The following is a 13,657-nucleotide window of genomic DNA, read 5'->3' on the forward strand; positions in this document are numbered from 1 at the left end:
CGTGATCATGCGTACTCCACTGCGGGCACCCGCACCCTGAGCCGGTGCCCGTGCCCGTGTCCGTCGGGACCGGCGGTGACCGTGCCGCCGGCGCCGGTCACCCGTTCGGTCAGCCCGCGCAGGCCGTTGCCCAGCTCGTACGGCCCGTCGCCGCCGTCTCCGTCGTCCACGATCTCCAGCATGGCAGTGTCACCCTCGACGGTCACCGTGATCTCGCACCGTGTGGCGTGCGCGTGGCGTACGACGTTGGTGACGCCCTCGCGCACGCTCCACCCGAACAGCTCGTCGAGCGCGGCGGGCGGCGGTCCCCCGGTGACGCGCACCTCGGCGGCGACCCCGGCGGCGGCCAGCACCGCGCGGGCACTGTCGAGCTCCTCGGCCAGGCTGCGCTGCCGGTAGCCGGCGACCGCCTCGCGCACCTCGGTCAGCGCCTTCCTGGCGACGGACTCGATGTCGGCGATCTCCTGGCGCACCCGGGGCGACTCCTCGGCCAGCCGCCCGGCCAGCTCGCTCTTGAGCACGATCAGCGACAGGCTGTGGCCGAGCAGGTCGTGCAGGTCGCGGGCGATGCGCAGGCGTTCCTCGGTGACGGCGAGCCTGGCCACCTCGTCCTGGGCGATGCGGAGCTGGTGGCTCAGCGCGCGGGTGTTGCGGACGCTGATGAACAGCACGCCGAGCGTCACCACCTGGATGGAGAGCACGGCGAGGGTGTCCCAGTCGTCGCGGTGCAGGACGCCGCCGCCGATGACGACGAGCAGGCTGAGCGCCATGCCGGCCAGGGCGTGGGCGGGCCGCAGCACGAAGGCGTACAGGACGACGGTGTAGACCGGCAGCGACAGCCAGGACCCGCCGAAGGCGAGCGCGCCGGTCACGCCGAGCAGGGTGACCAGCGCGAGCAGCGGGTAGGTGAAGCGGCCCGCCTTGACCATGTTCGGCGGGCTGACGACGGTGGCGATGTAGGCGCCGATGTACGCCACCAGCAACAGCGCCGCCCAGACGGCCTTGGCTCCGGTGAAGGCGCCGGTCACGATGTCGGTGACCGGGAAGAGGAGGTAGACCATCCCGATGGAGACGCCCACCAGTCTCCTGGCGGGCCTCCCGCTCTCGTCGGGGCCACCGAAGCTGATCCGGTCGGCGAAGCTCATGCACGTACCGTAGCCCGCCGGTAGAGGAAGGCCGCCAGCCCGCCCAGCACGACCGTCCACCCGGCGACGGCCAGCACGTCCGCCATGGCCAGGCCGTGTCCCGCGGCGAGGCTCCAGCCGAGCCCGGCGTAGTGGTAGGAGGGCGTCAGCTCGGCCACGGCCTTCATGGTCGCGCCGAAGACCTCGGGCGGGAACCACAGGCCGCCCGCGATGGCCAGGGCGAACATGCAGATCATGGCGACCGGCTGGGCGGCGTCGGCGGTCAGCGCCGAGCCGATGGCCAGTCCGAGCGCCACGAACGGCGCCACGCCCAGCCACAGCGCCACCAGCAGCGCCGCCCATCTGCCCGGCGGCAGCGACACGCCCTGCTGCACGATCGCGACCAGGCTGACCAGCGCCAGCGACGGCAGCACGAGGGTCATCGCGGTGACGAGCTTGACGGCGATGACGGCGGAGCCGGGCAGCGGGGTGATCTGGAGCTGGCGCAGCCAGCCGGACTGCCGCTCGCTGGCCAGCGGCACGGCGGAGCTCATCATGGACGCCGCCAGCGCCCCGTAGGCGGCCATCGACACCATGAGCACGACGCTGTAGCCGACACCGTCCGGGGAGGTGTCCTGGCCGTAGATGTTGGCGTTGATCGCGTACAGCAGCACGGGAAAGGTCACCACGAACACGAGGTAGCGCCGGTTCCGCAGCATGCGCAGAATGTCGATCTTGGCGAAGGCGAGCATCAGGACTCCCTGGTCAGCTGGAGGAACGCGGCTTCGAGGCCGGCCCCGGTGAGCCGGAGGCCGCGCACGTCGAGGGTGGTGCCGCGGTAGAGCGCGTCGAGGGTGGCGTCGGGGTCGGAGGTGTGCAGGGTGGCCGTGCCGGCGACGACCTCGACGGCGCGGACGCCGGGCAGCCGGTCGAGCCCGGCCGTGGGCTGGGCGCCGAGGTCGAAGCTGACGGCGCTGCCGCCGGCGGCGGCCTTGATCTCGGCGGCGGTGCCGTCGGCGGCCAGCCGGCCCCGCGCGATGACGATCACCCGGTCGGAGTGCTCGTCGGCCTCCTCCAGGTAGTGGGTGGCGAAGACGACGGTACGCCCGCCCGCCGCGTAGTCGTGCATGCCCGCCCAGAAGCGCAGCCTGGACTCGACGTCCATGGCGGCGGTGGGCTCGTCGAGCAGCAGGATCTTCGGCGCCCCCGCGATGGCCAGGGCGAACCTGACCCGCTGCGCCTGCCCGCCGGACAGCTTGTCCGCCCGCCGCCCGGCCAGGCCGGTCAGGTCGGCCAGCTCCAGGACCTCGTCCAGGGCCAGGGGGCGGGGGTAGAGGCGGCGGACGCAGTCGACGAGCTCCTTGACGGTCAGCTCGGGGATGAGCGCGCCGTGCTGGAGCATGGCGCCCATCTCCCCGGCCCTGACCGCCTCGGCGGGGGTGCGCCCGTGCACGGCCACCGTGCCCTTGGTGGGCTGCAGGAGGCCGAGCAGCAGGTTGATGGAGGTGGACTTGCCGGCCCCGTTGGGGCCGAGCAGCGCGACCGTCGAGCCGGGCGCGACGGACAGCGACAGGTCGTCGACGGCGAGCACGTCCCCGTAGTGCTTGCTGACGTGGTCGAACACGATGGCGTTCATGACGTGAACGCTAGGTGCGGGCCGGTGGGCGGCGGCAGTGCGTTCCCTCCGGCCTTCGCCATGACATTTGTCAGTACGGACGCACCGTACGGGGAACCAAGACGGGCGGCACGCCCGGGACCAGGCGGGCCGGCGCCCCCGTAATCAACCGGACGGCGCGGCCAGGACCAGAAAGGCGCGGCCCGAGACCAGGCGGGCCGGCGCGCCCGGGGTCAGACGGGCGCGCCCGCCCCATGACCGGCCGGGCGCGCCCCGAGGCTCACAGCCGGCAGGCGTAGATGTCGGTGACCAGGATGGCGCGCGCCCCGATGTCCCAGAGCTGGTCCATCACCTGCTGGTGCCCCTGGCGGCGGACCATGGCCCGCACGGCGACCCAGCCCTCGCGGTGCAGCGGCGAGACCGTCGGCCCCTCCATGCCCGGGGTGAGCGCGATGGCCTCTTCGATGCGCTCGGCGCGGATGTCGTAGTCCATCATGACGAAGTCGCGGGCGTGCACGACGCCCTGGAAGCGGCGGACGAGCTGGCCTTCGCCCGGCGTCTCCCCCGCGCCCTGCCGCTTGATGAGCACCGCCTCCGAGCGCATGATCGGCTCGCCGAAGACTTCGAGGCCGACGTTGCGCAGCGTGGTGCCGGTCTCGACGACGTCGGCGATGGCGTCGGCCACGCCGAGCCTTATGGCGGTCTCGACGGCACCGTCGAGCTTGATCACGCGCGCGTCGACGCCCTGGTCGGACAGGTATTTGTCGAGCAGGCCGGGGTAGGCCGTGGCGATGCGGCGGCCGTCGAGGTCGGCGACCGAGGACATCGCGCCGGCCGGGGCGGCCAGCCGGAAGGTCGAGTTGCCGAAGCCGAGCGGCATGATCTCCTCGACCGGCGCGCCGGAGTCGATCAGCATGTCGCGGCCGGTGATGCCGACGTCGAGGGTGCCCTCGCCGACGTAGACGGCGATGTCCCTGGGCCGCAGGAAGAACAGTTCGCAGCCGTTGGCCTCGTCGACGACGACGAGCTCCTTGCTGTCCCTGCGGGGCCGGTAGCCGGCCTCTTTGAGCATGCTCTGGGCGCCCTCGCTGAGCGCGCCCTTGTTCGGTACTGCCAGGCGCAGCATGTCAGGTCCTTACGTGTCTCGCTCTCGCTGTCTCTCCTCGGTGGCCGGGCGCCGGAGCGCCCTAGAGATGCTTGTAGACCTGGTCGAGGCCGATGCCCCGGGCGATCATGAGCACCTGCACGTGGTAGAGGAGTTGCGAGATCTCCTCCGCTGCCCTGTCGTCTGACTCGTATTCGGCCGCCATCCAGCTCTCGGCGGCCTCCTCGACGACCTTCTTGCCGATGGCATGGACGCCGGCGTCGAGCGCGGCCACGGTGCCCGAGCCCGCGGGCCGGGTCCTGGCCTTCTCTGACAGCTCGGCGAACAGCTCTTCGAAGGTCTTCATGGTCTCTCTCGTCGGTCGGCTGGCGTGCCTGTTAAGCCTAGTCTGCGTCACGGGGTGACGCCGCCCTGCGTCCGCCACGCGAGACGAGCGTCATCAACAGTTCATGTACGGGCAGCGTCAGCGTACACATCGGATGGCTGCTTTCGCGCCTCCCCACATGGATGAACCGGAAAAGCCAGGCGTCCGAAACCGTAATGTGCCAAAGCAGCACGTCAACTGGTCATCGATGTAGCTCAAGCGGCCACGTGAAACTTTCATGACAAAAGTTGCCACTTACCGTTTAAGTGCAGAGATCCGCCCATCAAGCGGGCGAGAGATCGGACGTCCTTGACGCGACGACGAACGACGGCTGCGGGCAGCGCGATCTGCTCGCGTTCCTCACCTTCGCCTGGCCGCGCGTTGAAGGAGTTGTGATGGCCGCCCCGGTGGACACGCTCGCCCAGGCCGCGCCGGAACGGCCCCGCACCGCGCCGGCCGGCCACCGCCGCGCGGCGATGTCGATCTTCATCGTGCTCGCCGAGTGGAACAACTCCCCGTGGCCGCTCATCATCGTGCAGCGACGAGATGGCCAACCTGCCGGTCGCGCCGGCCCGGCTCGACTCCTACTACGCCGGACCCGACCACCAGGGCGCCATCATGGCGGGCGGGCTGCTCGCCTCGCTGCCGACGACCGTGTTCTTCCTGTTCTTCCTGTTCTTCCAGCGGTACTTCGTCCGCGGCATCGCGCTCAGCGGGCTGAGGGGCTGACCTGGAAACGCGAACCGCCCGCCGCATCTCGGGGGTGCGGCGGGCGGTTCCGTGTTCAGCTCAGGCGACGGTCAGCGCTCGCGGTGCGAGCGCGAACCTAGCGACCGGTCAGCGCTCGCGGAGCGAATATGCGCCCGAGCGGCCGGTCGGCACTCACTGAGACGAGTGTCCGAGCGGCCGGTCAGCGCTCGTAGCGGCGGCCGGAGCTCCGGCGGCCGCGCTCGTCCGAGCGCCCGGAGCGGTGACCCGCAGGGCGGTCGTCGGAACGGTAGCCGCGGTCGCGGTCACCCGAGTACGGACGGCCGCGGTCGGAGCCGTGGCGGGGGCCGCGCTCGTCCGAGCGCAGCGGGCGGTCGTCGGAGCGGTGGCCGCCCCGGCCGCGTCCCTCGCGGCGGCGGTCGTCGCCGAACGTCCTCGGCTCCTGCGAGCGCCCGAACGGCCGCTCGCCCTCACCGTGGCGGTGCGGGCGGCCCTCGCCGGACGGCGCGCTGAAGGGCCGCTCGCCCTCCTCGTGGCGGCGCGGACGCCGGTCGTCGAACGCGCGGGCGCCGTCGTCGTGCCGGCGCGGACGGCGTTCACCGTCGAACTCGCGGCGCGGCCTGCGCTCGCCGTCGAACTCGCGGCGCGGCCGCCGCTCCTCGCCGTCCTCGTGGCGGCGCGGGCGGCGCTCACCGTCGAAGTCGCGGCGCGGGCGGCGCTCACCGTCGAAGTCGCGGCGCCTGCGGCCACGGCGCTCGGAGGTGCCGCCGTCGCGACGCGGGCGCAGCGGCTTGCGGACGTCGGGCTCCCACACGGGGATGGCCTCGCCGCTCGGCGCGCGCGCCCCGGTCACCTCGGCGACCCTGGGGTGGCCCGGCGTGGCCTTGAGCCGGAACGGGTGGATACCGGCCCGGCGGGTGAGCGCCTCGGTCGAGCGGCGCTCGTTGGGCAGCACCAGCGTGACCACGGTGCCCTTCTCGCCGGCGCGCGCCGTGCGGCCGCCCCGGTGCAGGTAGCTCTTGTGGTCCTGCGGCGGGTCGACGTGCAGCACCAGGCTGATGTTGTCGACGTGGATGCCGCGCGCGGCGACGTCGGTGCAGACCAGCACGTTGATGGCGCCCTCGCGGAACTCCGACAGGATGCGGGTGCGCTGGTTCTGGCGCTTGCCGCCGTGCAGTCCGCCGGCCTTGACGCCGACCCTGGCGAGCTGCTTGCACAGCCGGTCGACGCCGTGCTGGGTGCGGACGAAGATGATCGTACGGCCCTCGCGGTTGGCGATCTCGGCCGTGACGTCGAACTTGTCGTCCCGCGTCACCTGCATGACGTGGTGCTCCATGGTGTCGACCGGCGAGGTCGCGGGCGCCACGGAGTGGGTGATGGGGTCCTTCAGGAAGCGCTGCACCAGCTTGTCGACGTCGCCGTCGAGCGTGGCGGAGAACAGCAGCCGCTGCCCGTCGGCCGGGGTCTGCGCGAGCAGCTCGGTGACGACGGGGAAGAAGCCGAGGTCGCACATGTGGTCGGCCTCGTCGAGGACGCTGACCTCGATGTCGGCGAGCGAGCACTCGCCCTGCCTGATGAGGTCGCCGAGCCGGCCGGGGGTGGCGATGACGAGGTCGACGCCGCGCCGCAGCGCCTCGATCTGCTTGCCCATGGACATGCCGCCGACGACCACCTTCATGCGCAGGCCGAGGCCGCGGCCGAGGGGTTCGAGGGCGTCGTGCACCTGGAGTGCGAGCTCGCGGGTGGGGACGAGGATCATCGCGCGGGGCCGCCCTGGGGCGGGCTTCACGCCGGCGATGCGGGCCATGGTGGGCAGGCCGAAGGCGAGCGTCTTTCCGGATCCGGTCTGCCCGCGGCCGAGCACGTCGTGGCCGGCGAGCACGTCGGGGATCGTCGCCCTCTGGATGGGGAACGGGCTGTCGAAGCCCAGTCTGGCCAGTCCGGAGACGAGCGGCTTCGGCAGGCCGAGCAGCTCGAACTCGGACGGGCCCGGCTCTGACGAGGTGTCGTCGAGCGTGGGCATGACAGCGTCAAGCATGGTCACGAAAGTCGTGCCTTTCCGTCGAAGTGGCACGTCACTTCTGCGAAAGGACGAGCCAAGGCATGCGGCGGGGCCGCACAGGGTAAGGGCACCCGCCGTCATGGGGGCGGGAAGAAAAAGGGGGAGACGCACCTGGCACCGGCCGCAGGCGGTGCGTTACGCGCAATGAGACGTCAGGTACATCTGTTACCAACGCCGGGGATGTTATCGGATATTCCCCCGGCGCGCGTCCGGACTTTCCGGAAAATGCGCCGAACACGCTGAAACGGCTGACGATTTACGCCAGCCGTGACAGCGGAAAAGGTCAGACGTTGAAGCCTAGCATACGAAGCTGCTCGCGCCCCTCGTCCGTGATCTTGTCCGGGCCCCATGGCGGCAGCCAGACCCAGTTGATCTTCACGTCGGAGACCATGCCGTCGAGTGCGGAGTGCGCCTGGTCCTCGATGACGTCGGTCAGCGGGCAGGCGGCGCTGGTCAGGGTCATGTCGATGGTGGCCACGGGCTTGCCGCCGTTCTCACCGGGGTCGAGGTTGAGCCCGTAGACCAGGCCGAGGTCGACGACGTTGATGCCGAGCTCGGGGTCGACGACGTCCTTGAGTGCCTCCATGACCTCTTCGGAACTCGTCTCACCGTCGAAATCGGTCGGCGTCTCCACTGGCTTGCTCATTGGGCAGCGCTCCTCACAACCGCATCCTTATAGGCCATCCAAGAAAGCAACGCGCATTTAACGCGCGCCGGGAACTTGGCCACGCCCGCGAACGCGACCGCGTCGCCGAGGATCTCCTCGTCGGCCTCCACCTGCCCCCTGCCCTGCATCAGCCGGGTGAACTCGTCGACCACGGACAGCGTCTCGTCGACCGTCGAGCCGGTGGCCAGCTCGTGCAGCACCGAGGCGGCGGCCTGGCTGATCGAGCAGCCCTGACCCTCGTAGGAGACGTCGAGGATCTTGCCGGCGTCGCCCACCTTGACCCTGAGCGTGATCTCGTCGCCGCACGTCGGGTTCACGTGGTGAACCTCGGCGTCGTACGGCTCGCGCAGCCCCCGCCCCTGCGGGTGCTTGTAGTGCTCCAGGATCAGCTCCTGGTACATCGACTCGCCGATCATGGCTATGCGAACACCTTCTGAACGTGATGGAGGCCGCGCACCAGGGCGTCGATCTCGCCCGTGGTGTTGTACAGGTAGAAAGACGCCCGCGTGGTCGCCGGTATTCCGAAGCGCAGGTGCAGCGGACGCGCGCAGTGGTGCCCGACGCGGACGGCCACCCCGAACTGGTCGTCGAGGATCTGCCCCACGTCATGCGGATGGATGCCCTCCAGCGTGAACGACACCGTGCCGCCGCGCTCCTCCAGCGACTCGGGGCCGATGACGCGCAGCCCCGGCACCTCGCGCAGCGCCTGCAGCGCGTAGTCCGTCAGGGCGCGCTCGTGCGCCTCGATGGCGTCCATGCCGACCTCGGTGAGGTAGTCGACCGCCGCGCCGAGCCCGATGGCCTCGACGATGGGCGGCGTGCCCGCCTCGAACTTGTGCGGGATCGGCGCGTACGTCGAGTGGTCCATCCAGACCGCCTCGATCATCTCGCCGCCGCCCAGGAACGGAGGCATGGCCTCGAGCAGCTCCGAGCGACCCCACAGCACGCCGATGCCGGAGGGGCCGACCATCTTGTGGCCGGTGAAGGCCACGAAGTCGGCGCCCAGCGCGGTGACGTCGGTGCGGTGGTGCGGCACGGACTGCGAGGCGTCGAGCGCGATCAGCGCGCCCACCTCGTGGGCCCTGGCGGCCACCTGGGCCACCGGGTTGATCGTGCCCAGCACGTTGGACTGGTGGGCGATGGAGACGATCTTCGTGCGCTCGGTGATGAGCGAAGGATCGTAGGCGAGCCGGCCTTCGTCGGTGACGCCGAACCACTTCAGCGTCGCGCCGGTGCGCTGCGCGAGCAGCTGCCACGGCACGATGTTGGAGTGGTGCTCCATCTCGGAGATCACGATCTCGTCGCCGGGCCCCAGCGCGAAGCGGGGGTCGGTGGTGGCCGGGTTCCCGAAGGAGTAGGCCAGCAGGTTGAGCGCCTCGGAGGCGTTCTTGGTGAAGATCACCTCTTCGCGCGCCGGCGCCCCGATGAAGCCCGCGACCTTGTCGCGGGCGCTCTCGTAGGCGTCGGTGGACTCGGCGCCCAGCACGTGCATGGCGCGCCCGACGTTGCTGTAGTGCAGCGCCAGATGCTCCCGCATGGTCTCGATGACCTGGTTGGGCTTCTGTGAGGAGTTGCCCGAGTCGAGGTAGACGAGCGGGCGCCCGTCGGGCAGCTCGCGGGAGAAGATCGGGAAGTCCTTCCTGATCTTCTCCACATCGAGGCCGGTGGAAGTCATGCAGATGCCTTCGTGTACTGCTCGTAGCCCTCGGCCTCGAGCTTCTCGGCCAGTTCGGGTCCGCCCGCCTCGACGATCCGGCCGGCCGCGAACACGTGCACGAAGTCCGGCTTCACGTAGCGCAGGATGCGGGTGTAGTGGGTGATGAGGAGCACGCCGGTGTCGCCCGAGGAGCGGAAGCGGTTGATGCCCTCCGACACCACGCGCAGCGCGTCGACGTCGAGGCCGGAGTCGGTCTCGTCGAGCACCGCGATCTTCGGCTTGAGCAGCTCCAGCTGAAGGATCTCGTGGCGCTTCTTCTCACCGCCGGAGAAGCCCTCGTTGAGGTTGCGCTGCGCGAAGGCCGGGTCGATGGACAGCGCGTCCATGCCGTTCTTCAGGTCCTTGGAGAACTCGCGCAGCTTCGGCGCCTCGCCGCGGATCGCGGTGACGGCCGAACGCAGGAAGTTCGACACCGACACGCCGGGAACCTCGACCGGGTACTGCATGGCGAGGAACAGGCCGGCGCGGGCCCGCTCGTCGACCGACAGCTCCAGCAGGTCCACGCCGTCGAGCAGCACCTGGCCGCCGGTGATCGTGTATTTGGGGTGACCGGCGATCGCGTAGGCGAGCGTCGACTTGCCCGAGCCGTTGGGGCCCATGATGGCGTGGGTCTCGCCGGCCTTCACGGTCAGGTTGACGCCGCGCAGGATTTCCTTGTCCTCGACGGCGACCTGCAGGTCACGGATCTCAAGGGTGGACATGTGCTTAGGACTCCTTCGAGAGCGAGACGAGGACGTCATCGCCGTCGATCTTCACTGTGTAGACGTTCACTGGCTGGGTCGCGGGAGGTCCGGTCGGCTTGCCCGTGTGGATGTCGAAGCACGAGCCGTGCAGCCAGCACTCCAGCGTGCCGTCGTAGACCTCGCCCTCGCTGAGCTTGACCTCGGCGTGGGAGCAGATGTCGTGCAGGGCGAAGACCTCGTCGCCCTTGCGCACGAGTGCGACCGGGGTCTCCCCCACCTCGACGCCGATGACCCCCTCGTCGGGGATGTCGGCGAGCTTGCACACCTTCTCGAAAGCGCTCATCGCGAGAGCTCCGCCTCCAGGGCGTTCAGCACGCGCTCGCGGATCTCCGCCACCTCGATCTTCTCGACGAGCTGGCCGAGGAAGCCGCGCACGACCAGGCGGCGGGCCTCGTCGTGCGGGATGCCGCGGGCCTGGAGGTAGAAGATGTGCTCGTCGTCGAGACGGCCGGAGGCGGAGGCGTGGCCCGCCCCGGCGACCTCGCCGGTGAGGATCTCGAGGTTGGGGACCGAGTCGGCGCGGGCGCCGTCGGTGAGGATGAGGTTGCGGTTGAGCTCGTAGGTGTCGGTGCCCTCGGCCTCGACCCTGATGATGACGTCGCCGATCCAGACGGCGTGGGCGTCCTGGCCCTGCAGCGCGCCGCGGTAGTCGACGTTGCTCTTGCAGTTGGGCTGCGAGTGGTCGACCAGCAGGCGGTGCTCCAGGTGCTGGCCGGCGTCGACGAAGTAGACGCCCGTCATGTCGGCGTCACCGCCCGGGGCGGTGTAGCTGACGCTGGGCGACAGGCGTACGAGGTCGCCGCCGAGCGTCACCACGAAGCTGCGGAACACCGCGTCCTTGGCGAGCTGGGCGTGGTGGGCGGAGACGTGGACGGCGTCGTCGTCCCAGTCCTGCAGGCTGACCACCTTGAGGCTGGCGCCCTCGCCGACGACGAACTCGATGTTGTCGGCGTAGACGGCGCTGCCCTTGTGGTCGAGCACGAGCACGGCCTCGGCCAGCGGCTCGACCTTGACCACAATGTGGCCGTAGGCGGCGCCGCCGGCCTGCTCGCCGGTCAGCGTCAGCACGGTGGGCCTGGAGGTGACGGCCTCGCGCGGCACCGTGATGACGGTGGCCTTCTCGAAGCTGTTCCACGCCTGGGCGCTGACCCGGTCGGACGGCACGAACGAGGTGCCGAGCCTGGCGTCGTCGCGGCCGACCGTCTCGACGGTGACCTCGGGGGCCGCATCGACGTCGACGCGGACGTGACCGGCCGGCTCGGCCTTGCCGTTGTGCAGGCCCTTGAGGCGGGAGAGCGGCGTGAAGCGCCACGCCTCCTCGCGACCCGTCGGGACGTCGAAGTCGGCCAGGTCGAAGGACGACTTCTCGTGCAGGGTCGACACGGGCTTCTCGTTCAGGCCCATCAGCCGACGGCTCCTTCCATCTGCAGCTCGATCAGCCGGTTGAGCTCGAGCGCGTACTCCATGGGCAGCTCACGCGCGATCGGCTCCACGAAGCCGCGCACGATCATCGCCATCGCCTCGTCCTCGTCGAGCCCGCGGCTCATGAGGTAGAACAGCTGGTCCTCGCTGACCTTGGAGACCGTGGCCTCGTGGCCCATCGAGACGTCGTCCTCGCGGACGTCGACGTAGGGGTAGGTGTCGGAGCGGCTGATCTGGTCGACCAGCAGGGCGTCGCACTTGACGGTGCTGGCGCTGCCGTGGGCGCCCTCCTCGATCTGCACAAGACCACGGTAGGAGGTGCGGCCGCCGCCGCGCGCCACCGACTTGGAGATGACGCTGGAGCTGGTGTTGGGAGCCAGGTGCACCATCTTCGAGCCGGCGTCCTGGTGCTGGCCCTCACCGGCGAACGCGACGCTCAGCGTCTCGCCCTTGGCGTGCTCGCCCATGAGGTAGACGGCCGGGTACTTCATGGTGACCTTGGAGCCGATGTTGCCGTCGATCCACTCCATGGTCGCGCCCTCGTAGGCGACGGCGCGCTTGGTGACCAGGTTGTAGACGTTGTTGGACCAGTTCTGGATGGTCGTGTAACGGCAGCGGGCGTTCTTCTTCACCACGATCTCGACGACCGCGCTGTGCAGCGAGTCGGAGGAGTAGATCGGCGCGGTGCAGCCCTCGACGTAGTGGACGTAGCTGTTCTCGTCCACGATGATCAGGGTCCGCTCGAACTGGCCCATGTTCTCGGTGTTGATCCGGAAGTAGGCCTGCAGCGGGATCTCCACCTCGACGTTCGGCGGCACGTAGATGAACGAGCCACCGGACCACACGGCGGTGTTGAGCGCGGCGAACTTGTTGTCGCCGACCGGGATCACCGAGCCGAAGTACTCCTTGAAGATGTCCTCGTGCTCGCGCAGGCCCGTGTCGGTGTCGACGAAGATGACACCCTTCTGCTCAAGGTCCTCGCGGATCTTGTGGTAGACGACCTCGGACTCGTACTGGGCCGCGACGCCGGCGATGAGACGCTGCTTCTCAGCCTCGGGGATGCCGAGCTTGTCGTAGGTGTTCTTGATGTCGGGGGGCAGCTCGTCCCAGGAAGCGGCCTGCTTCTCGGTCGAGCGCACGAAATATTTGATGTTGTCGAAGTCGATGCCGCTGAGGTCGGAGCCCCACGTCGGCAGCGGCTTCTTCTCGAACAGGCGGAGGCCCTTCAGGCGAAGGTCGAGCATCCACTCCGGCTCGTTCTTCAGAGCGGAGATGTTGCGGACGACCTCCTCGGACAGGCCTCGCTTGGCCGCCGCACCCGCGGCATCCGGGTCGGCCCAGCCGAACTTGTAATTCCCGAGGCCTTCCAGCTCCGGGCGGTCGGTGACAGTCACCTTCCGGTCTCCTTGCTCTTGTCTTTATGTGCGGAATCGGCCAGGGACTGGGGGGACACGTGGGTGGTGCACACCCCGTCGCCGTGGGCGATCGTGGCCAGGCGCTGCACCGGCGTGCCGAGCAGCTGCGCGAACGCCTCCGTCTCGGCCTCGCACAGCTGCGGGAACTCCGCGGCCGCGTGAGCCACCGGGCAGTGGTGCTGGCAGAGCTGGTCGCCGCCGGACTTGGCCTTGCTGGCCGAGGCGGCGTACCCCTCCGCCGACAGAGCCTGCGCCAGCACCTGCACGCGCTGGTCCGCGGGCACCGTCCGCATGACCGGCTCCAACCGGTGAAGCAGGCTCGCGACCTGCTCGCGGGCGAAATCGGCCACGGCTTCGTCTCCCATGCGCCGGGCCAGGTAGCGCAGCGCGCTCCCGGCCAGGTCGTCATAGGCGTGCTCGAAAGCACTGCGCCCCGCATCGGTGATCGCGAACAGCTTGGCCGGCCGTCCGCGCCCGCGCTGACCGCGCGGGCGGATCGTGCGAGGCTCGATCATCCCCTCGGCCACCAGGGCGTCGAGGTGACGCCGGACGGCGGCGGGCGTGAGCCCGAGCCGCTCGCCCAGGGCGGCGGCCGCGATGGGACCATGCTCCAGGATCAGCCTGGCGACGCGGGCGCGCGTGCCGCGCTCGCTGCCGGGCTCCATCGTGGGCATGTTTTTCACAACATCAGTGTGCCGTAATTCCTTCCCGCTGC

15 protein-coding genes are annotated in these 13,657 nt (G+C 70.0%); 1 reads left to right on the forward strand and 14 read right to left on the reverse strand.

Going from position 1 to position 13,657, the window contains the following annotated elements:
- Positions 1 to 5 precede the first annotated feature (5 nt).
- From AB0K67_RS27065 to AB0K67_RS27085, 5 genes are all read right to left on the reverse strand, one after another.
- Positions 6 to 1,145: a histidine kinase gene (locus AB0K67_RS27065; protein ID WP_364065689.1), complete on the reverse strand. Its 1,140-nt coding sequence runs from the start codon at positions 1,143 to 1,145 to the stop codon at positions 6 to 8.
- The gene (locus tag AB0K67_RS27070) at positions 1,142 to 1,876 is read right to left on the reverse strand and encodes an ABC transporter permease (RefSeq protein WP_364065692.1); all 735 of its coding nucleotides are present in this window, start codon (positions 1,874 to 1,876) and stop codon (positions 1,142 to 1,144) included. The genes AB0K67_RS27065 and AB0K67_RS27070 overlap by 4 nt, the downstream gene beginning before the upstream one ends.
- Positions 1,876 to 2,760, reverse strand: a complete 885-nt coding sequence (locus tag AB0K67_RS27075) for an ABC transporter ATP-binding protein (RefSeq protein ID WP_364065695.1) — start codon at positions 2,758 to 2,760, stop codon at positions 1,876 to 1,878. Before AB0K67_RS27075 ends, AB0K67_RS27070 begins: the two co-directional genes overlap by 1 nt.
- A gap of 259 nt (positions 2,761 to 3,019) precedes the next feature.
- Positions 3,020 to 3,865 carry an ATP phosphoribosyltransferase gene (gene hisG, locus AB0K67_RS27080; protein WP_364065698.1) on the reverse strand — a complete coding sequence of 282 codons (846 nt, stop codon included), beginning with the start codon at positions 3,863 to 3,865 and terminating at the stop codon, positions 3,020 to 3,022.
- 61 nt (positions 3,866 to 3,926) lie between these two features.
- Entirely contained in the window at positions 3,927 to 4,190 is a 264-nt protein-coding gene (locus tag AB0K67_RS27085) for a phosphoribosyl-ATP diphosphatase (RefSeq protein WP_345386086.1), read from the reverse strand.
- Positions 4,191 to 4,754: 564 nt separating this feature from the next.
- Between AB0K67_RS27085 and AB0K67_RS27090 the strand changes: the two genes are divergently transcribed.
- Entirely contained in the window at positions 4,755 to 4,937 is a 183-nt protein-coding gene (locus AB0K67_RS27090) for a hypothetical protein (RefSeq protein ID WP_364065701.1), read from the forward strand.
- Positions 4,938 to 5,118: 181 nt separating this feature from the next.
- On the opposite strand, the gene AB0K67_RS27095 is transcribed toward AB0K67_RS27090, so the two are convergent.
- The 9 genes from AB0K67_RS27095 to AB0K67_RS27135 all read right to left on the reverse strand — a co-directional run bounded on the left by AB0K67_RS27095 (position 5,119) and on the right by AB0K67_RS27135 (position 13,616).
- Complete coding sequence (locus AB0K67_RS27095; RefSeq protein WP_364065704.1) at positions 5,119 to 6,954, reverse strand: DEAD/DEAH box helicase; 1,836 nt, start codon at positions 6,952 to 6,954, stop codon at positions 5,119 to 5,121.
- Positions 6,955 to 7,261: 307 nt separating this feature from the next.
- The gene (locus tag AB0K67_RS27100) at positions 7,262 to 7,624 is read right to left on the reverse strand and encodes a metal-sulfur cluster assembly factor (RefSeq protein WP_364065707.1); all 363 of its coding nucleotides are present in this window, start codon (positions 7,622 to 7,624) and stop codon (positions 7,262 to 7,264) included.
- On the reverse strand, positions 7,621 to 8,061 hold the full coding sequence (gene sufU, locus AB0K67_RS27105) for a Fe-S cluster assembly sulfur transfer protein SufU (protein ID WP_364065710.1): 441 nt from the start codon (positions 8,059 to 8,061) through the stop codon (positions 7,621 to 7,623). Before sufU ends, AB0K67_RS27100 begins: the two co-directional genes overlap by 4 nt.
- Positions 8,062 to 8,063: 2 nt before the next feature.
- A complete protein-coding gene (locus AB0K67_RS27110; RefSeq protein ID WP_364065713.1) occupies positions 8,064 to 9,320 on the reverse strand; it encodes a cysteine desulfurase in 1,257 nt (418 codons plus the stop codon).
- Positions 9,317 to 10,063 (reverse strand): Fe-S cluster assembly ATPase SufC, encoded by a 747-nt coding sequence (sufC, locus tag AB0K67_RS27115; protein WP_364065716.1) that lies wholly within the window; start codon positions 10,061 to 10,063, stop codon positions 9,317 to 9,319. The genes AB0K67_RS27110 and sufC overlap by 4 nt, the downstream gene beginning before the upstream one ends.
- Positions 10,064 to 10,067: 4 nt before the next feature.
- Positions 10,068 to 10,388, reverse strand: coding sequence for a non-heme iron oxygenase ferredoxin subunit (locus AB0K67_RS27120; protein WP_364065719.1), 321 nt, complete (start codon positions 10,386 to 10,388; stop codon positions 10,068 to 10,070).
- Positions 10,385 to 11,509: a Fe-S cluster assembly protein SufD gene (gene sufD, locus AB0K67_RS27125; protein WP_364065722.1), complete on the reverse strand. Its 1,125-nt coding sequence runs from the start codon at positions 11,507 to 11,509 to the stop codon at positions 10,385 to 10,387. Before sufD ends, AB0K67_RS27120 begins: the two co-directional genes overlap by 4 nt.
- The gene (gene sufB, locus AB0K67_RS27130) at positions 11,509 to 12,921 is read right to left on the reverse strand and encodes a Fe-S cluster assembly protein SufB (RefSeq protein ID WP_364065725.1); all 1,413 of its coding nucleotides are present in this window, start codon (positions 12,919 to 12,921) and stop codon (positions 11,509 to 11,511) included. The genes sufD and sufB overlap by 1 nt, the downstream gene beginning before the upstream one ends.
- Positions 12,918 to 13,616 (reverse strand): helix-turn-helix domain-containing protein, encoded by a 699-nt coding sequence (locus tag AB0K67_RS27135; protein WP_364065727.1) that lies wholly within the window; start codon positions 13,614 to 13,616, stop codon positions 12,918 to 12,920. The genes sufB and AB0K67_RS27135 overlap by 4 nt, the downstream gene beginning before the upstream one ends.
- Between the last annotated feature and the right edge of the window lie 41 nt (positions 13,617 to 13,657).

Source organism: Nonomuraea sp. NPDC052634 (assembly GCF_040678535.1).
Classification (GTDB): domain Bacteria; phylum Actinomycetota; class Actinomycetes; order Streptosporangiales; family Streptosporangiaceae; genus Nonomuraea; species Nonomuraea fastidiosa.